The organism is Citrobacter amalonaticus (assembly GCF_018252635.1).
Classification (GTDB): Bacteria; Pseudomonadota; Gammaproteobacteria; order Enterobacterales; family Enterobacteriaceae; genus Citrobacter_A; species Citrobacter_A amalonaticus_E.
On sequence record NZ_JAGTXM010000001.1, the window covers coordinates 372,355 to 392,299 of the forward strand.

The 19,945-nt window shown below is 51.7% G+C and carries 10 protein-coding genes and 1 tRNA gene; 6 read left to right on the top strand and 5 right to left on the bottom strand.

All coding sequences use genetic code 11. The features are described from left to right. Positions 1-39: 39 nt before the first annotated feature. The 3 genes from idnT to idnD form a co-directional block, all read right to left on the bottom strand. Positions 40-1,359 (bottom strand): gluconate:H+ symporter, encoded by a 1,320-nt coding sequence (idnT, locus tag KE671_RS01725; protein WP_206161454.1) that lies wholly within the window; start codon positions 1,357-1,359, stop codon positions 40-42. Between the two features lie 63 nt (positions 1,360-1,422). Further along, positions 1,423-2,187, bottom strand: coding sequence for a gluconate 5-dehydrogenase (gene idnO / locus KE671_RS01730; RefSeq protein WP_206161455.1), 765 nt, complete (start codon positions 2,185-2,187; stop codon positions 1,423-1,425). 11 nt (positions 2,188-2,198) lie between these two features. Next, positions 2,199-3,242, bottom strand: a complete 1,044-nt coding sequence (gene idnD / locus KE671_RS01735) for an L-idonate 5-dehydrogenase (protein WP_206161456.1) — start codon at positions 3,240-3,242, stop codon at positions 2,199-2,201. 217 nt (positions 3,243-3,459) lie between these two features. Between idnD and idnK the strand changes: the two genes are divergently transcribed. Next, entirely contained in the window at positions 3,460-4,002 is a 543-nt protein-coding gene (idnK, locus tag KE671_RS01740) for a gluconokinase (RefSeq protein WP_044264649.1), read from the top strand. Positions 4,003-4,026: 24 nt separating this feature from the next. On the opposite strand, the gene ahr is transcribed toward idnK, so the two are convergent. Next, positions 4,027-5,046, bottom strand: coding sequence for an NADPH-dependent aldehyde reductase Ahr (gene ahr, locus KE671_RS01745; RefSeq protein WP_206161457.1), 1,020 nt, complete (start codon positions 5,044-5,046; stop codon positions 4,027-4,029). 201 nt (positions 5,047-5,247) lie between these two features. Between ahr and KE671_RS01750 the strand changes: the two genes are divergently transcribed. The 5 genes from KE671_RS01750 to KE671_RS01770 all read left to right on the top strand — a co-directional run bounded on the left by KE671_RS01750 (position 5,248) and on the right by KE671_RS01770 (position 13,549). Next, positions 5,248-5,332, top strand: a tRNA-Leu gene (locus tag KE671_RS01750). A gap of 198 nt (positions 5,333-5,530) precedes the next feature. Further along, a complete protein-coding gene (locus KE671_RS01755) occupies positions 5,531-6,796 on the top strand; it encodes a tyrosine-type recombinase/integrase (protein ID WP_064396536.1) in 1,266 nt (421 codons plus the stop codon). Positions 6,797-7,032: 236 nt separating this feature from the next. Continuing rightward, positions 7,033-10,545, top strand: coding sequence for a type I restriction-modification system endonuclease (hsdR, locus tag KE671_RS01760; RefSeq protein ID WP_206161458.1), 3,513 nt, complete (start codon positions 7,033-7,035; stop codon positions 10,543-10,545). Positions 10,546-10,616: 71 nt separating this feature from the next. Beyond that, complete coding sequence (gene hsdM / locus KE671_RS01765) at positions 10,617-12,206, top strand: N-6 DNA methylase (protein ID WP_206161459.1); 1,590 nt, start codon at positions 10,617-10,619, stop codon at positions 12,204-12,206. Further along, on the top strand, positions 12,203-13,549 hold the full coding sequence (locus tag KE671_RS01770) for a restriction endonuclease subunit S (protein ID WP_206161460.1): 1,347 nt from the start codon (positions 12,203-12,205) through the stop codon (positions 13,547-13,549). Before hsdM ends, KE671_RS01770 begins: the two co-directional genes overlap by 4 nt. 71 nt (positions 13,550-13,620) lie before the next feature. Here KE671_RS01770 and KE671_RS01775 read toward each other — a convergent pair whose 3' ends face one another. After that, complete coding sequence (locus tag KE671_RS01775; protein ID WP_206161461.1) at positions 13,621-19,941, bottom strand: DEAD/DEAH box helicase; 6,321 nt, start codon at positions 19,939-19,941, stop codon at positions 13,621-13,623. Positions 19,942-19,945 lie beyond the last annotated feature (4 nt).

Consider the following 19,945-nt stretch of genomic DNA (forward strand, 5'->3'; position numbering starts at 1 on the left):
GAGCGGCGACGACAATGCCCCCCGGTGGTTGATCACGCCTTAATGCAGAACCACATTCAGCGCCAGCACGCCCAGTAGCCCCATAACTGAAATCAGCGTTTCCATCACGGTCCACGTCCGCAGCGTTTCACCGACGCTGAGGTTAAAATAGCCCTTAAACAGCCAGAATCCCGGATCGTTTACGTGCGAAGCGATTACGCTACCGGCCCCGGTTGCCAACACCATCAACGCTGGATCGGCATGGGTGACGTTAATGATCGGCAGTACTACGCCTGCGGTCGTGATCGCGGCGACGGTCGCCGATCCCAGCGCAATACGCAGTAATGCGGCCACTGTCCAGCACATCAGCAGCGGCGACAACGAGGTGCCGGTCATCAGGTGCGAGATATACTGGCCCACGCCGCTGTCCACCAGAACCTGTTTAAACGCGCCGCCACCGGCGATGATAAACACAATCATGGCGATGGCGCCGATAGAGTCACCGACGATATCCATGATCTGTTCAATCGTCCTGCCATTGCGTCGACCGAGGGTGAATATCGCCAGCACGATGGCGATAAACAGCGCGACGGCAGGGTTACCGATAAACTCAAAGAATACCCGCACTGAGTTGGTTTTGGGCAGCGTAATTTCACAGACGGCAGCAACGGCCATCAGTATGACGGGGATCACCGCCGCAAAGATACTGTTCCAGAAGGACGGCATCTCCTCTTCGGTGAACAGGTGTGGGTTAAACAACCCTTCCGGTGGCGCTTTTTCAAAGCGGGTCAGCAGTTTTGAAAACAGCGGGCCTGCGACAATCACGGTAGGAATGGTGATAATGAATCCGTACAGCAGCGTGGTGCCGAGACTGGCTTCAAAAATCGTCGCAATGGCAGTCGGCCCCGGATGCGGCGGGAGGAAGCAGTGAGTGACCGAGAGGGCGGCGACCATCGGCACGCCGACGTACAGCAGCGGCAAACCGGATGAGGCTACCACTGTAAATACTAATGGCAGCAGCAGAACAAAGCCGACTTCGAAGAACATCGCCAGCCCGACGACCAGTCCGGTGACGACCAGCGCCCACTGCACGCGCTTTTTACCAAACGTACCGATCAGAGTAGTGGCGATTCGCTGCGCGGCCCCCGTGTCAGAAATCAATTTCCCCAACATTGCGCCAAAACCGAGGATCATTGCCAGCCCGCCGAGCGTGCCGCCGATCCCGTTTTGGATGGAGTGTAAAACGGCCTGTGCGTCCATCCCTTCGGCGAATCCCACGACGGCGGCGACCAGAACCAGGGCGATGAAGCCATTGACTTTAAAGCCAATCATCAGGACCAGAAGCAGCGCGACGCCTGCCGCAATTATGATTAATGGCATAATCTTATCTCTTATGTGTGCCAAAAAGGCAGCGCTTGCGCGCTGCGTAGGGTGGTTCAGTGATTACACCGCGACCAGCATGCCGCCATCGACGAACAACAGGTGTCCGTTGACGAAGTCCGAGGCTTTGGAGGAGAGGAATACCGCTGCGCCAATTAACTCCTGCGGATCGCCCCAGCGGGCGGCAGGCGTACGTTTGCACAGCCATGAGGTGAAAGCTTCATCTTCAACCAGCGCTTTGGTCATCTCTGTTTTGAAGTACCCCGGCGCGATGCCGTTAACCTGGATGTTATGGCGCGCCAGTTCAACGCACATACCGCGAGTCAGCATCTTCACGGCGCCTTTTGAGGCGGCGTACGGTGTGATGGTGTCGCGACCCAGTTCGCTCTGCATCGAGCAGATGTTGATTACTTTCCCGGCCTGGCGCTCCACCATCCGGCGGGTTACCGCCTGGGAGACGAGGAATACAGCGGTCTGGTTGACTGCAATCACGTCGTTCCATTCCTGCTCCGGGAATTCGGTAAACGGGTGACGGCGCTGGATCCCGGCGTTATTGACCAACACATCTATTGGGCCAATATCCTTTTCGATATGGTCAATCGCGGCGTCGATATCTTGTTTATGCGTCACGTTAAAAGGCGCGGCAACGGCGCGGATCCCTTCCTGCTGTAGTTTTGCGACGGCGGCTTCTGCCCGTTCCGACGTAATATCGTTAACGATAATCTGCGCGCCATACTGGCCAAGGCCCGTTGCCAGTAAATAACCGATCCCCTGGGCGGAGCCGGTGATCAGAATATTTTTACCTGCCAGTGAAAAAAGATCTTTCATGATGTTGTTCCTTATTTTTCATTCTCAAAGACGAGTTGAACTTTCGCCGCCTGGGTTTTGTCGCTGGCGAAAATCAAGGCCTGTTCCAGGTCGGTAAACGGATATTCCGCACTCAGCAGCGGCAGCGGATCGATAACGTTATGCGCCAGCCAGGAGACTGCGGTGTTAAATTCGGTGGTAAAGCGAAACGAGCCTTTCAGGGCGATCTCTTTGCCGATCAGCATCATCATCGGGAAGTCCGGAACGGCACCGCCCATACCGACCTGCACCATCACCCCTTTTGCACGAGTGACTTCCAGACAGGTGGTGATGGAGGAGGGATGCCCCGAGACTTCGAAACTAACGTCGAAGTAGCCTTTCTCTTTTTTCCACTCGTCGAGCGAGTCCTGTTGGGGGTTAATGAGCGTATTGGCTCCCATCTGGTGCGCCAGCGATAAGGAGCGAGCGCTGACATCAGCACAGACGATTTCCGCCGCACCCAGCGTTTTCACTGCGCTGACGATTAGGCAACCGATGGGGCCGACGCCGGAGATAAACACTTTCTTACCCTGTAGATCGCCTGCCTCATGTGCGGCATGGATGGCTACGGCCAACGGTTCAGCAAAGGCTATGACCTTTTCGTCCGCCTGTTCCGGGTAAGGAATGCACTGGGCGGTATCGACCGTTTTAAACTGGGTAAAACCGCCGTCGACGTGCGGAAAATACATCGCACTGCCAAAAAAGCGCATTTCTGTGCACTGGTTTTCTTCATGCTGAAGACAGTATTTACAATGACCGCATGGCTTCGACGGATTAATGGCAATTGACTGTCCTTCGCGTAATTTTTCTGAATCGCTATGGACCACTTTACCAATAACTTCATGGCCTAAAATCATCGGTGCTTTGACGGTAAAATTACCGACTTTGCCTTCCTGATAATAGTGTAAGTCGGAACCGCAAATTCCTCCTCGAGTTATTTTTACGAGCGTGCCTTTATTATTCCATTCTATATTCTGCTGGGTTACGGCAACAGAACGCTTACCCGCTACAACGCAGGATTGAGTTTTCACTTCCATAAATGCCTCACTGGATCAGGTCTTCATCTCCGGTGCATTTAAGCGGTTTTAATTGTCCTTATTTGTGATGTTGGTCACACTGGAAAATTGTTACACTACAATGTTACGCATAACGTGATGCGCTTTATAATTCTTATCTATGGAAATAAAAAAGCGTGAAATTGCCGATTGTGCAGGCGTAGTATCGCACCATGGAATATGACGCAGAGGGTTTTACATGGCTGGGGAAAGCTATATTTTGATGGGCGTTTCAGGAAGTGGTAAATCGTTAATTGGTAGTAAGGTGGCGGCATTATTATCGGCGAAGTTTATTGACGGCGATGATCTCCATCCCGCCAAAAACATTGATAAAATGTCTCAGGGAATACCGTTAACTGACGAAGACCGACTGCCATGGTTGGAACGTTTAAATGATGCGTCTTATAGTCTTTATAAAAAGAATGAGACGGGATTTATTGTGTGTTCATCATTAAAAAAACAGTATCGCGATTTTTTACGTAAGGGTAGCCCTAACGTGCATTTTCTCTGGCTGGATGGCGATTACGATATTATTCTGGCGCGGATGCAGCGCCGGGCAGGGCACTTTATGCCGGTTGGCTTGTTGAAAAGTCAATTTGAGGCGCTGGAATGCCCGTTGGCGGAAGAAGCCGATATCGCGCGAATCGACATTAATCATGATATTGAGAACGTGACGGCGCAGTGTCAACAGGCGGTTCTGGCGTTTCGCCAGGCACGAGAGCGACTCAGCGCCTCACTATGAACAGGGAGACGCTGAGTCAAACCGTCAGAAATCGGCTTTCAGCACTACACGGTAGCGGGCTTTACCGTCGCGCACGTGCTGGATTGCCTCGTTGATTTGCGACATCGGGAACAGTTCAGTGGTCGGCGAGACCTTGCTGCGACCGGCAAACTTCATTAGCTTACGCAGTTCATATGGCGTACCGGTCGCTGAACCGGAGATGCTGCGATCGCCGGCAATCAGCGTGAACGCGGGGACCGGCAGCGGCTTCAGCACCGCGCCGACGGTGTGGAAGTTGCCGCCGTAGGCCAGTGCTTCGAAGTAGGGCTGCCAGTCGAGATCGACATTGACAGTGTTGATTATGAGATCGAACTGGCCCGCCAGCGCCGTTAATGCCTGCGGATCGCGGCTGTTCACCACTTTATCGGCACCCATCGCCAGCACTTCTTTCTCTTTCGCCGGGTTAGAGCTGAAGGCGGTGACTTCACACCCCATCGCATGTAACAGCTTAATGGCGATATGTCCCAGTCCGCCAATGCCGATCACCCCGACGCGACTGGTGGCGGTGACGTGGTGCATCAGCAGCGGTTTAAACACCGTGATACCGCCGCACAGTAGTGGACCGGCGGATTCAATATCGATGCTCTCCGGAAGTGGAATCACCCACTGCCAGTCAGCGCGCAGCTTCTCAGCAAAACCGCCGCGATTGAGAATGGTTGGCACTGCGCCTTCCAGGCAGTTGATCTGATTACCGCTGATACAGGCATCGCAGTGCCCACAGCTGCGTGCTGTCCAGCCAATCCCCACGCGCTGGCCGATCTTCAGTCCTTTCCCCTGCGCCGCGCTACCGAGAGCAGCCACGCGACCAATCACCTCATGCCCGGCAACCAGGGGATACTGAGAGAATCCCCACTCGTTGTCGATCATCGACAAATCGGAATGGCAGATACCGCAGTAATCGACCTGTACCTCGACATCTTCCGGCTTGAGATCGCCTGCATCGTATTCAAAGAGTTCGAGTTCGCTGCCCGCCTCTTTTGCGGCATAGCTTTTGATCATCGACATCGTGTTTCCCTCAGTGTGGTGTTGATCAGAAAAGTGTAGAGCATGGAAAACGGCGTCGCTTTGCAGAAGGGGGGATTAAAAAGAGGGGGAGGTAGAAGCATGCTGATTTTTTCGACACTTAACGAAGAAGACACACGCTAGCGCTTGCATGGTTGCGTGCTACAGGTATAATCCACAACGTTTTCCGCATACCTCTTCAGTGCCGAAGTGGCGAAATCGGTAGACGCAGTTGATTCAAAATCAACCGTAGAAATACGTGCCGGTTCGAGTCCGGCCTTCGGCACCATCGGAACATCAATAGACGTCAACGGACGTCTTTTTTTGTGTCTGAAATCCAGTATCCGCAAGGCTTTCCTCGCTTTTTCACTCAACCTAAGTCAACCTGATTCAATCTACATCAACTTACTGATGCGGGTACAACTGCGGGTATATCCCGGTTCGATAATGTTTGTACCCACACAGAACCCTTGAAAGGATACTCATCATGGCTCTGAGTGATGTGAAGGTTCGTTCGGCTAAGCCTGAAGCAAAAGCCTATAAACTGACTGACGGCGACGGCATGGTTCTGCTGGTTCACCCTAACGGCTCCAAATACTGGCGGTTGCGTTATCGCTTCGGCGGTAAAGAAAAGATGCTGGCGTTGGGAAAATATCCCGAAGTCTCGCTGGCGGATGCCAGGTCACGGCGGGATGAAGCCCGTAAACTATTAGCTAATGGCGTCGATCCCAGTGAGAACAAGAAAGCCGTTAAGGTAGAGCTGGAGCAAGAGGCGATAACGTTTGAAGTGGTAGCCAGAGACTGGCACGCCAGCAATCAAAAGTGGTCTGAGTCGCACAGTGCTCGTGTATTGAAAAGCCTGGAAGACAATTTATTTGCTTCAGTTGGGAAGCGAAATATCAAAGATATTGGTACTCGTGACTTACTGGTTCCAATTAAAGCAGTGGAAAAGTCAGGACGCCTTGAAGTGGCTGCGCGTCTTCAACAGCGAACAACGGCAATAATGCGCTTTGCGGTACAGAACGGCTTAATTGATTACAATCCTGCACAAGAGATCTCTGGTGCGATCGCAACAGCTAAACGAAAGCATCGCGCTGCGCTAGATCTCAACCGCATTCCTGAGTTACTCCATCGTATTGATAACTACACCGGCAGGCCGTTAACGCGGTTAGCTGTGGATTTGACGTTACTGGTTTTCATCCGTTCGAGCGAGTTACGTTTTGCTCGCTGGACAGAAGTGGATTTTGAAACGGCTATGTGGACGATTCCTGGTGAGCGTGAGCCGCTGGAAGGTGTTAAACATTCTCAGCGAGGTTCGAAGATGCGAACTCCCCATCTTGTACCCTTATCGCGGCAGGCTCTCGCCATTCTGAAAAAGATCAAAAGAATGAGCGGGAATCGAGAACTGATTTTTGTAGGCGATCATGATCCCCGTAAACCAATGAGTGAGAACACAGTGAATAAAGCTCTGCGAGTGATGGGCTATGACACGAAAACGGAAGTTTGTGGACATGGGTTCAGGACAATGGCGTGTAGTTCTTTGATTGAATCAGGATTGTGGTCGAGGGATGCGGTAGAGCGGCAGATGAGCCATCAGGAGCGTAGCTCTGTGCGGGCGGCTTATATCCATAAGGCGGAGCACTTGGATGAACGCAGACTGATGCTGCAGTGGTGGGCTGATTATTTGGATGCGAACCGGGAGAAGGGGGTGAGTCCGTTTGATTTTGGGAATAATGGTAATATGTTGAAATGATTTAATTATTTATCGATTTTATAATTTAAAAGTGTGCGCTCGATATGGTCAGCTGACGTGGTTGAAGAGTTTGGGACTTTTTGTGTTTAGTACAACACTACAAAATAGACGAACCCTTAAGAATTAGTCAGTTGCTGTGACGTTGGTCATTGCCCGGGAAGATGTGGAAAGCTAAAATAAAGAGTTATGAGCCTTAAATATATGGATAGGCTCGCACAGCGATGGATTAAAACCTAATGATGACTAAATCCAATTTTGAGTTCCTGAAGGGCGTCAACGATTTCACCTATGCCATCGCCTGTGCGGCGGAAAATAATTACCCGGATGATCCCAACACCGCACTGGTGAAAATGCGTATGTTTGGCGAAGCGACGGCTAAACACCTTGGCCTGCTGCTGGATATCCCCCTCTGTGAGAATCAACACGATCTTCTGCGTGAACTGGGCAAAATTTCCTTTGTTGATGACAACATCCTTTCTGTATTCCATAAATTGCGCCGAATTGGTAACCAGGCCGTCCACGAATACCATAATGATTTGGATGATGCTCAGATGTGCCTGCGCCTGGGTTTCCGTCTTGCCGTCTGGTATTACCGGTTGGTAACCAAAGATTACGACTTTCCTGTGCCGGTTTTTGTGCTGCCTGAGCACGGTGAGGATCGCTACCACGCCGAAGTTCTCACCCTCAAACAGCAACTGGAACAGCAGACACAGGAAAAAGTACAAAGCCAGGCAGAACTGGAAGCTCAGCAGCAACGATTAATTGCACTCAACGGCTACATTGCCGTCCTCGAAGGCAAACAGCAGGAAACCGAAGCACAAACCAAAGCACGCGTGGCCGCACTGGAAGCGCAACTTGCCGCCAAAAACGCCGAGTTAGCAAAACAAACCGAACAGGAACGCAAGGCATATCATAAAGAGATTACCGACCAGGCTATCAAGCGCACACTGAATCTCAGCGAGGAAGAAAGCCGCTTCCTGATTGATGCCCAACTGCGTAAAGCGGGCTGGCAGGCCGATAGTAAAACGTTACGTTTCTCCAAAGGTGAGCGTCCAGAACCGGGTGTAAATAAAGCCATTGCCGAATGGCCAACTGGCAAAGATGAAACCGGGAAGCAAGGTTTTGCGGATTATGTTCTGTTCGTGGGCCTTAAGCCTATCGCAGTGGTCGAAGCAAAACGTAAAAATATCGATGTTCCCGGCAAACTCAACGAATCGTATCGCTACAGTAAATACTTCGATAACGCGTTCTTACGCGACACGTTGTTAGAACACTACTCTCCTGATGAAGTACATGAAGCGGTACCTGCTTACGAAATTAGCTGGCAGGACACCAGCGGCACACAGCGTTTTAAAATCCCCTTTTGCTACTCCACCAACGGGCGTGAATACCGCGCGGCAATGAAGACCAAAAGCGGTATCTGGTATCGCGACGTCCGCCACACCACCAATATGTCGAAAGCGCTGCCGGAATGGCATCGCCCGGAAGAGCTGCTGGATATGCTGGGCAGCGACCCGCAAAAACAGAATCAGTGGTTTGCCGATAACCCCGGAATGAGCGAACTGGGTCTGCGTTATTACCAGGAGGATGCCGTTCGCGCGGTAGAGAAGGCCATTGTTAACGGCCAACAAGAGATCCTGCTGGCAATGGCGACCGGTACCGGTAAAACCCGTACCGCCATTGCCCTGATGTTCCGCCTGATCCAGTCGCAGCGTTTCAAACGCGTCTTGTTCCTGGTTGATCGTCGCTCGCTCGGCGAGCAGGCGCTGGGATCGTTTGAAGATACACGGATTAACGGCGACACTTTTAACAGCATTTTCGATATCAAAGGATTGACTGATAAATTCCCGGAAGACAGCACCAAAATTCACGTCGCCACGGTTCAGTCGCTGGTTAAACGCACGCTGCAATCAGATGAACCGATGCCGGTCGGCCGTTACGATTGTATTGTCGTCGATGAAGCACATCGCGGCTACATTCTTGATAAAGAGCAGACCGAAGGCGAGCTGCAGTTCCGAAGCCAGCTGGATTATGTTTCCGCCTACCGCCGCATTCTCGATCATTTCGATGCTGTAAAAATTGCGCTGACCGCCACGCCAGCGCTGCACACGGTAGATATTTTCGGCGAGCCGGTTTACCGCTACACCTACCGTACGGCGGTGATCGACGGCTACTTGATCGATCAGGATCCCCCCATTCAGATTGTCACACGTAACGCGCAGGATGGGGTCTATCTTTCCGAGGGCGAACAGGTGGAGCGCCTGAACCCGCAAGGCGAGCTGATCAACGATACGCTGGCTGACGATCAGGATTTTGAGGTTGCCGATTTTAACCGCGGCCTGGTGATCCCGGCGTTTAACCGTGCGGTATGCGGTGAGCTCACCAAATACCTGGATCCCACCGGACAGCAAAAAACGCTGGTGTTCTGCGTCACCAACGCCCATGCCGACATGGTGGTTGACGAGCTGCGCACCGCGTTTAAGAAAAAGTATCCGCAGCTTGAACACGACGCCATTATCAAGATCACCGGTGATGCCGATAAAGACGCGAAGAAAGTGCAAAGCATGATCGTCCGCTTCAACAAAGAGCGGTTGCCCAATATTGTGGTCACCGTCGATCTGTTGACCACCGGCGTGGATATTCCGTCAATCTGTAATATTGTGTTCCTGCGCAAAGTCAAAAGCCGCATTCTATACGAGCAGATGAAGGGGCGTGCCACGCGTCTGTGCCCGTCGGTGGGGAAAACCAGCTTTAAGATTTTCGACTGTGTTGATATCTACAGCTCGCTGGAAAGCGTCGATACCATGCGCCCGGTGGTTGTGCGTCCACAGGTGGAACTGCAAACGCTGGTCAATGAAATTACCGACTCAGAAACCTACAAAACCATTGAAGCGGATGGCCGCAGTTTTGCCGAGCACAGCCATGAACAGTTGGTCGCTAAGCTGCAGAGAATCATCGGCCTCGCCACCTATAACCGCGATCGCAGCGAAACGGTGGATAAGCAGGTCCGACGTCTGGACGAGCTGTGTCTGGATGCCGCGGGCGTCAACTTCGGCGGCCTGGCCTCGCGCCTGCGGGAAAAAGGACCGCACTGGAGCGCCGAGATTTTCAATAAGCTTCCCGGCTTTATCGCGCGCCTCGAAAGGCTGAAAACCGATATCAACGCCCTGCGCGAGGCCCCTATTTTCCTCGATATTGACGATGAGGTGGTGAGCGTTAAATCGCTGTACGGTGATTACGACACGCCGCAGGATTTCCTCGAAGCGTTCGATGCGCTGGTGCAGCACGCTCCTAACGCCCAGCCTGCGCTGCAGGCGGTGATCAATCGTCCGCGCGACCTCACCCGTAAAGGGCTGGTGGAATTGCAGGAGTGGTTTGACCGCCAGCATTTTGAAGAGTCCTCCCTGCGCAGCGCATGGAAAGCAACGCGCAATCAGGATATCGCCGCCCGGCTGATCGGCCACATCCGTCGTGCGGCGGTGGGCGATGCGCTCAAACCGTTCGACGAGCGTGTCGATCACGCGCTGGCACGTATCAAGGGCGAGAACGACTGGAGCGATGAACAGCTAAGCTGGCTCGACCGTTTAGCGCAGGCGCTAAAAGAGAAAGTGGTGCTCGACGACGACGTTTTCAAAACCGGCAATTTCTACCGCCGCGGCGGTAAGCCAATGTTACAGCGCACCTTTGACGACAACCTCGACAGCGTGCTGGATAAGTTCAGCGATTACATCTGGGATGAGCTCGCCTGACGCGTTATCATCCCCGGCAATTTCTTCTTCTGCGGCCCCGATAAGGGCCGCTGTTTTACATGGGATCTTCAATGAACAATAACGATCTGGTCGCCAAACTGTGGAAATTGTGCGACAACCTGCGCGACGGCGGCGTCTCCTATCAAAACTACGTCAATGAACTCGCCTCACTGCTGTTTTTGAAAATGTGTAAAGAGACCGGCCAGGAAGCGGACTACCTGCCGGAAGGCTACCGCTGGGATGACCTGAAATCCCGCATTGGCCAGGATCAGATGCAGTTCTACCGTAACCTGCTGGTTCAGCTTGGCGCGGATGACCAAAAGCTGGTGCAGGCGGTGTTTCATAATGTCAGCACCACCATTGAACACCCCAAACAGCTGACTGAACTGGTCAGCTATATGGACGCGCTGGACTGGTACAACGGTAGCCACGGCAAGTCCCGCGACGACTTCGGCGATATGTACGAAGGGCTGTTGCAGAAGAACGCCAACGAAACCAAATCCGGCGCGGGCCAGTACTTCACCCCGCGTCCGCTGATTAAAACCATTATCCACCTGCTGAAGCCGCAGCCGCGCGAAGTGGTGCAGGATCCGGCCGCCGGGACCGCGGGCTTCCTGATTGAAGCCGACCGTTACGTGAAGTCACAGACTAACGATCTGGATGACCTTGATGGCGACACCCAGGATTTCCAGATCCACCGCGCGTTTATCGGGCTTGAACTGGTACCCGGCACCCGTCGTCTGGCGCTGATGAACTGTCTGCTGCACGATATTGAAGGCAACCTCGACCACGGCGGCGCTATCCGTCTGGGCAACACGCTGGGCAGCGACGGTGAAAACCTGCCGAAGGCGCATATTGTCGCCACCAACCCGCCGTTTGGCAGCGCCGCAGGCACCAACATTACCCGCACCTTCGTGCACCCGACCAGCAATAAACAGCTGTGCTTTATGCAGCATATTATCGAAACCCTGCACCCTGGCGGTCGCGCGGCGGTGGTAGTGCCGGATAACGTCCTGTTTGAAGGTGGCAAGGGTACCGATATTCGTCGCGACCTGATGGACAAATGCCATCTGCACACCATCCTGCGTCTGCCGACCGGCATCTTTTACGCCCAGGGCGTCAAAACCAACGTGCTGTTCTTTACCAAAGGCACGGTCGCCAATCCGAATAAGGATAAAAACTGCACCGACGACGTGTGGGTGTATGACCTGCGGACCAATATGCCGAGCTTCGGCAAGCGCACGCCGTTCACCGAGCAGCACCTGCAGCCGTTTGAAACCGTCTACGGCGAAGATCCGCACGGCTTAAGCCCGCGTGAAGAAGGCGAGTGGAGCTTTAACGCCGAAGAGAGCGAAGTCGCCGACAGCGAAGAGAACAAAAACACCGACCAGCACCAGGCCACCAGCCGCTGGCGTAAGTTCAGCCGCGAATGGATCCGCAGCGCAAAATCTGATTCGCTGGATATCTCCTGGCTGAAAGATAAGGACAGCATCGACGCCGACAGTCTTCCGGAGCCGGACGTGCTGGCGGCAGAAGCGATGGGCGAGCTGGTGCAGGCGCTGGGCGAGCTGGATGCGCTGATGCGCGAGCTGGGCGCGGGGGATGAAGCGGATGCACAGCGTCAGTTGCTGAATGAAGCGTTTGGTGAGGTGAAGGCATGAGTGGAGGGAAATTGCCGGAAGGGTGGGTAAAAAGCGAACTGGATAATATACTCCTTACTATTATTGGCGGAGGTACCCCAAGCAAAGCAATCCCTGAGTATTATCAAGGGGATATTCCATGGATGAGTGTCAAGGATATGAATAAACATACCCTTACAGATACTATCGACCATATTACCAATGATGCAGTAGAAAATAGCAGTACAAATATAATTCCTGCTGGGACACCGATTATTGCGACTCGTATGAGCTTGGGTAAAATTGTTACAGCGTCTTTTGATTCAGCAATTAACCAAGACTTAAAGGCGTTATTCCTGTCTAACGGAGTTGATCGTAATTTCTTTATTCACTGGTACCGTTCGCAGGCGCAGCTAATCGAAAGTTTAGGGACCGGTACAACGGTAAAAGGAATACGTCTGGAAGTTTTGAAGGCTCTTTCAATTAATCTCCCGCCATTTTTCGAACAAAAAATCATCGCCGAAAAACTTGATACGCTGCTGGCACAGGTAGAGAGCACCAAAGCACGTCTTGAGCAAATCCCACAAATCCTGAAACGTTTTCGTCAGGCGGTGCTGAGTGCAGCAGTCAGTGGCGCATTAACGAATGCATGGAGAAAAAACAAAGAGTATCAATATGATTCCTTAGAACTTGGTACGTTAGCTAAATTCATAGATTATAGAGGGAAAACACCCACTAAAACGGATAGTGGTATCCCCTTGATAACTGCTAAAAATATTAGGCAGGGATATATTTCTAAGGAACCAAGAGAATATATTGCCGAAGCAGACTATGAGAAATGGATGACAAGAGGAATCCCCAGTGTTGGTGATGTTTTAATAACAACTGAAGCACCTATGGGATATATTGCAAATATTAATATTGAAGGAAAATTTGCTCTTGCTCAAAGAGCAATTTGTTTGCAATTTAAGGATCCCATTAACTCATTTTTTGCATCTATATATATGCAATCTAGTATTTTTCAGCAGCAATTGAATGAAAATGCTACAGGCTCTACCGTAAAAGGTATAAAAGCTTCTTTACTAAAGAAAATTAAAATAACTTTCCCGCCCCTTTCGGAACAACACGAAATTGTCCGTCGCGTCGAACAGCTCTTTGCTTACGCCGATACCATTGAAAAGCAGGTCAACAATGCCTTAGCCCGCGTCAACAATCTCACCCAGTCGATCTTGGCGAAGGCCTTCCGCGGCGAGCTTACCGCCCAGTGGCGTGCTGAAAACCCGGATCTCATCAGCGGTGAAAACAGCGCCGCCGCGCTGCTGGAAAAAATTAAGGCCGAACGCGCTGCCAGCGGCGGTAAAAAAGCCGCGCATAAAAAAGCGTAATGGTGGTTATTGGCCATTGCTGACTAGAGTCGTTTTAGCGCTCCCAACTCTTTATTGGGAGCGCTAATCCATTAAGACGCCATCACCTCTACCAGCACATCCGTTGCCCAGCTCTCCTCGCTATTAAGGACTTTGCCTTCCTGGCAGGCTTGCGCCATTTTTCCGAGCTGATAAGTCACGTCATCGGCAAAGTCAAAATTACGCCATACATACGGGAATTCGATACGCCAGTATCCCATTCCCTGATCGAAGCGAATCTTCAACGTCTGACCATTCTCAAAGGCCACCGTCAGCTTACGATGATGCGGAATATCACGTGGCGAATCGAACACCGTCAGTTCTACCGCTCTGCCCATTGCCGCTGTAAACCACTGGTCGGCGAAATCCTGAAAATCCGCTTCGCTCATCCAGTCATGAGAGGGGCGATTTCCTGAACGTTCTTTAGATTTAAACAACGTATCCAACGCCAGTTCAGCATCATCGGTCAGCTTTGTTTTTAGCGGTTTCAGGATCGCCCCCAGCAGCGCCAGCGCAACCGGGTTTTGCAGATAGCGATCGGTATAGTGAACGTGGGTAATTTGCTGGTTTTTCATCAGCGACTGTGCCTCTTCATGGCTGTTAAACAGCGCGTCCCAGAAGCGTTGTCCGAACTGCGAAAGTGGACCATTTAACTGTTTATGAATCTCTATGTCTTTTACACGCTCAACAGCGTTCGCTGCTTTCCCCGGCAGTACAAACTCGTTCAGTTTTACCGTTTTATAGCCGAGGCTGCGAACGACCAGTTCGTCATTCAGGTGCCAGCCTGGCCCTGGGGTAGTTGCCTGCTGGCTGCGTGAAGCCAGCGTCATTACGCGATCGGCAAAGGCGATTTGCGCCACAATCGGCAATTCCAGAGTCTGTTCGCTATGACACAAGCGCACGCCCAAAGCAGTAAACTGCGAAAGTTCGTGCAACAGCTCCGGATCATCGACGCCAGCAGGAATGACAAGGTCGACCGCAACATTGTCTTTAATCCGGTAGTTCTGAATAGCCGCCCGGAATTGACGGGCATAAAGATCCCACTCATTGAGTGGCCCGTTCACCCACAGTGTGAGTTTTTCAGCTCCCTCGTTAATCGCCCGACGAAGGGTATCGCCAATGGCTCCCGGGCAGTAGCGGGCATCCGGTAGTGAGAATGTCTCTTCATCAGGCAAACCGATGTAGTACGAGAAGTCATCACCAAGCCATGCCTGTGCCGCTTTACGATCCAGCAAATCGTGATCGTGGCGTGTCTGGGAGTCGAGGAGGCATTCACTGCATGCTGTATCGCAGTGGTGGCAACCCAACTGCTTCACCATTCCCCGCAGAATGGCCTCAATGTGCATCGGCGCACTGGATGCAAAACCCGCACCACCGCTAATCACATCGTAAAGTTGAACGGCTAATACCGATTGTCCATCTGCCAGTCTGACCGGACGCACGGCGTAGCCCAGTTCTGCCGCGGAGATACCCAAAACCCCGGCCAGCGCCTGACGTAGGGCAACCGCCAGAGTCATGGCAACAATCCGGCCTTCTTCCGTGCTATCCGGCAGATATTCACCGTTTTGCGGCTTGCGTAGAACCATTTCAAAGACATCCGTTCGCGCCAATGCCCCCAGCGTGACGTTCTTCATGAGCGCCGTCGAACCGGGGCAAATTAGACGTTGATTCTGGCTGTCGCGATCCGCTTTTCCCGGACGCGGCGGGTAGTGGGCTTCCATACTTTTCGGCGCATCGTTTGCGTTCAACATCGACTCTGCGCGACCGCAGCTCAGGCAAAGTGCGTAACCATGCCCACCTTCTCCAAGGCTTTGCTGGAAAACATGCCCATCAGCGCCAGATGCCATATACCCCATTATCGGGTTAGGTAGCGATACGGGTTCTGCTTTAACAAATACCCAGGCAGGGACAACCGGGATAAATTTCATGGTTTCAATATTGTTCGTCACCGGCGCGTGCGCATCAGTTACAAACCCGGCTGGCTGCAGCACCTGGCGACGATTATCCATGATGATTTTTTCACCACAGGCGCTGTTGGTGCAAAATAGCGTCCCGGAACTGCTCAACCCCTCTTCATAGCCTATGGTCCCGCATTTGTGACAGCGCCAGGCGCAATCCAGACGCTGGGCTTCATTGGTATCGGCATTAATATTGTGCCAGTGCAGTGAGACGCCAGCAGAGCGGAAGACCCGGCCATCCAGTATGATCTCTGCACCTGGTGCATATTCACGGATGGCAACGCCCAGGTTACGCGAGGGAAGTCCCTTATAACGTGACACATTATCTTCGCGATCTTTTTTATCCCGGTTTTTCTGTGATTTTTCACGGATATAGTCTTCCATAGTGAAGTTATCAAACGTCACCACATCTGTCGGGAAGCCGTATCCCGGCAGGAAAGTCCTGGCCGCCAGGTCACGCAGCAAATACTCGCCACAGTGTCGTTTTTTCTCCAGTTCTATGCGCTTGCGATAAGGTGTTTGTGGCTGCGACTCTCGCTCCTGGGCTACAAGATCGCGGTAGACGGAAAGCCATCGCTGCTGCATGAACGTAATCGCATGGATTGTTTTATCTCGCAACAGGTCGGGTCTGGCACCATGTAATGCTGTGCCTTTCACCAGCCGTTCCAGCGCCGCGTCGATATCAAGAACCGGACGCTCGAGCCAGACTTTAAAGCGTTCACACTTTGATTGCCCGTCGTCTTCACCGAAAAACCAGAGGCTATCGAGACTGGTTTTTTCTTTATCCGTTTCGCCAATGACGTGACATAAAAAGTCGGACAGTAATAGCGCATTAACGTGGCGTTGCACCAGCCGGGCGGAATTCATTGCCACCATTGGCGCGGGGATCATGGTCTCAAATGGCCAGAGTGGGTTGGCAAAAACCTGTTGATCGTGCGGGTTCCCTTTACATAGTGTGTAAGAGATCGCACGCGATTCCTGACTACGCCCGGCTCGCCCGGCACGCTGTAAATAGTTAGCCGGATGGGGCGGTACGTTGTTCATCACTACGGCGGTAATGCCACCGATATCAACCCCCATTTCCATGGTGGTAGAACAGTTAAGAACATTAAGCTGCCCGTTCTTGAACATCTTTTCGTAGCTTTGCAGGCGTTCTGAAGACTGCTGGGCAGAGTGCTCTGCAGTGCGGTAGTAGAAGCCACCTTCAACGACACGATCGTTGATATCCGTCCAGACGTTTTCCGAACGTAATTGTGCGATCAGTGGTTCTTTACTAACCCAGTCACGTACCTTCGCCAGACCCGGAGCGTAGTCTTCTTGCGAACGATCCAGCTTCCAGATTTCCGGCATGGTGACCTTTTGTGCGACAAAAGCGTCATATTGTGTCTTGGTAAGGTGTTCAAACGAAATGTGGGTGGGCAGATAAGGGGTTAAGCCTTTAAAGGCCGTATCCAGAATCTTATTGGTTACCGGACAAATCCAGGCATCTGTGATTAAAGAAAAAGTCATGTGCTCTTTTGGCAGATAGAAACGGTTACCATCAGGTTTCAGCACTGCAAGTGGCCCAGTAAGTTGGGTCCACGCTTCTTTCAGCCACGTATTGATAATATCCATCGTCGCCGTATTTACGGTTTTGAATCCTGCGCCAAGCATTAATAACTTCACTAAACGATGGGATATATTGCCATTACGAATTTGCGGCCAGCGTCTGTTCTGATTATCTTCGGGATCTTTTGTGTCTGGGTTACGGACGAATTTCGATGAAAAACGGCTACCAATCCAGTTTTTCAACTCATCGTCCAGTTGTGTGAAGTTGCTTTCACGTACGTACAGATCCAGCGTAACCTTAAGAAAATCCTTCCAGTCATCCAGCGTCAGCCCTTTCTCTTGCCAATGCACCGGCATCTTATGGATCTTCTCCAGCCCCTGATAACCAACCTGAACTAATCCCTGCGTTTCCAGGCTGTTAGTTCGTTTGGGCCGGCGCATAAACTCCCGGAATAACAACATTTCAGAAAGCTTCAGCGGCCCGCCATTTTCATTGAAAATTTCAGGCTTCAGATAGTGGTTATATTGCAGAATAGGACCGCGAATATCGGCTTTCTCTTTAAGTTCATTAACCATTTCAATCCAGGTCCGCGAAACCAGAATAGTCGCCGCTTTGCCACCGGTCGCGGCCTGAATAGCCTGTTCAAGCTGTTCGGCTTGCGCTTCAGCCAGTTTTGCTTGTTCCGGCATTCCCCAGCTTCTATATTCTTTCGCCTCATGGCGGGCCTGTTTTGCCCTCGTCGCTAACTTTTCCAGATCGGCATTGGCATTCGGTGTTGCAGAAGTCTGTGTTCGTTGATGCCAGCTCAGGATTTCGACCACACTACCGCGTAAGCGGCTGCGCTCAGCTTCTTGCTGCATGCGCACCGCCATTCGGGCCGTTCCTTGCCGGCTGTCGGTAAAGGTAATAAGTCGACGGCCTCGACCTGGTAACGAATCAGGTCCGACGCCCTCTTTTCCTTCTTCACTAATAAAATCCTGACAATATTCCAGAACGGTTGGCACAATATTGGTGACGTAAAATGGCCCACCTAATAAGGCTCGGCGGAACGGTTGTTTTCCGCTCGCGCCTCTGTAGCCACAGCTACTGGCACTACATACTTGTTCAATGTCGTTAATAACCAGCGGGATGCTGTCATTGTTAATAACACCAATACGACGTGTCTGACGGTCCAGACGCTGTAGGGTATAACCCGCCTCGCTGGTCTTCTCTGCGGCGATAATGAGTGGGGGCTGAAAACGACTCTCTTTATCAACTTTTTCTTCTGCGGCATCATTTTCAATATGCACATCATCTTGCAAAGAGAACTCATCACCGCCTTTATTTTCCCATTGGACAAGTTTTCCCTTTTTGTCCCGCGCCAGAAGATGTGGCTCATTACATTCATTACAGAATGCCAGCTCGTAAACCGGGCTTCCACAATCGCAATTTTGGCGTTTGTTCACATACACATAGCCAAAAGGCCAACCCTTTTCCAGCGGGGTACCGTGCTTTAATCTGCATTCTTTATCAACACAGGCCCACACCCCCTGGGTATTGCGTTGGAATATGTGCGCCCTGACCTTAAGAAATGCGGGATCCTTAGTATTGGGTTGTGTGCCAGAGCAGACGTCAATCCAGCGCAACACATCCTGCTGGCTATAATGCTGTTTTGTTAGCGAGTTCAACCGCTGCGTCATATCATCCAACTTCATTGGATTCGGTTGAGTAACTAGCATGTCGCGCAAGTAATACGCTTCAGGTGAATGCGTAAGTGCATCAAAGCGCTCTGGGCTTACGCCCTTCATGTCTGTATCAGGGATTTGCTCAATTTCTTCTAACGGAATAAAAACGTGTTTGCATGGTTCCAGTTCCGGAATAACCCGGCTTCCGTCCAGTACGTCAATGCGCTCTTGCGGTATACCGGATAATTCAGAGAGGAATTTTTTTAATTGCTTTTCGGCATCGCTTCCGGCAATGGTTGCAGAGGTTGCTACAAAGCGAACATCATCTGGAGTCACACCAAAGGCCGTCATCACGCGGCGTAACTGCAGCGCCAGTTCAGCGGCCTGCGAGCCGACATAGGTATGCGCTTCATCCAATACGATCCAGCGTAATGATTTTTGTGATTTAGATTGCTGGATAATTGGAGCGTCGATCTGGCGGACCATCATATATTCCAGCATTGTGCCGTTGGTCACTAGAATTGGAGCGGGTTCTTCACGCATTTTTTCGCGCGAGAGTACTTCATTCGGTCTTTTTACCTGTTCGCTTTTCACTGCGGCGTGTAGATTTTCGGTATTTCCGTTGTAGAGGCAGTATCGGATTCCGGAACCAAAACCACGTGTCCAGGCGTCCAGGCGCTCACGTTGCGAATTAATTAAGGCGTTAAGTGGATAGAGGAAAAGGGCCCTGACGCCGATAAGTGGGTTGTTGCCATTTTCATGTAATTCCCGGTAGAGGTCTTCCAGCACCGGCACCATAAAACATTCGGTTTTGCCTGAACCCGTACCGCTGGTCACTACCACAGAATGTTTTTTTTCCAGCAGAGCCTTCCAACTGGCTAGCTGGTGAGTAAAGGGTTTCCAGTCAGCACCAAAACGATAGCGTCCATTGTTCTGATCATCCAGCGAATCAACCACAGCTTTACTTAGCAATGCCTTGCCTTCCGTCAGGCTACGCATCGTTTTGTTTGACGCTTTCCAGCCAAACATTTGTTGGAAAACGGGAGAAGCAAGGAATGAGCCTGATTTCCCACAATCGGCGCCCATTTGTTGCGCGAGGTGCTCACGCAACTGCGGGTTTGTGACCCCCATGATACTCAGTGTTGCTTCAGTTGAACGAGACAACGATTGTTCAATAAGTGACGAAAAATAGCGTGTAGTCATTCTT

What these genes read in the sequence shown, in the direction of transcription:
- idnT (WP_206161454.1), bottom strand. Translation starts at nt 1,359, where the DNA reads ATGCCATTAATCATAATTGCGGCAGGCGTCGCGCTGCTTCTGGTCCTG.
- idnO (WP_206161455.1), bottom strand. Translation starts at nt 2,187, where the DNA reads ATGAAAGATCTTTTTTCACTGGCAGGTAAAAATATTCTGATCACCGGC.
- idnD (WP_206161456.1), bottom strand. Translation starts at nt 3,242, where the DNA reads ATGGAAGTGAAAACTCAATCCTGCGTTGTAGCGGGTAAGCGTTCTGTT.
- idnK (WP_044264649.1), top strand. Translation starts at nt 3,460, where the DNA reads ATGGCTGGGGAAAGCTATATTTTGATGGGCGTTTCAGGAAGTGGTAAA.
- ahr (WP_206161457.1), bottom strand. Translation starts at nt 5,046, where the DNA reads ATGTCGATGATCAAAAGCTATGCCGCAAAAGAGGCGGGCAGCGAACTC.
- KE671_RS01755 (WP_064396536.1), top strand. Translation starts at nt 5,531, where the DNA reads ATGGCTCTGAGTGATGTGAAGGTTCGTTCGGCTAAGCCTGAAGCAAAA.
- hsdR (WP_206161458.1), top strand. Translation starts at nt 7,033, where the DNA reads ATGATGACTAAATCCAATTTTGAGTTCCTGAAGGGCGTCAACGATTTC.
- hsdM (WP_206161459.1), top strand. Translation starts at nt 10,617, where the DNA reads ATGAACAATAACGATCTGGTCGCCAAACTGTGGAAATTGTGCGACAAC.
- KE671_RS01770 (WP_206161460.1), top strand. Translation starts at nt 12,203, where the DNA reads ATGAGTGGAGGGAAATTGCCGGAAGGGTGGGTAAAAAGCGAACTGGAT.
- KE671_RS01775 (WP_206161461.1), bottom strand. Translation starts at nt 19,941, where the DNA reads ATGACTACACGCTATTTTTCGTCACTTATTGAACAATCGTTGTCTCGT.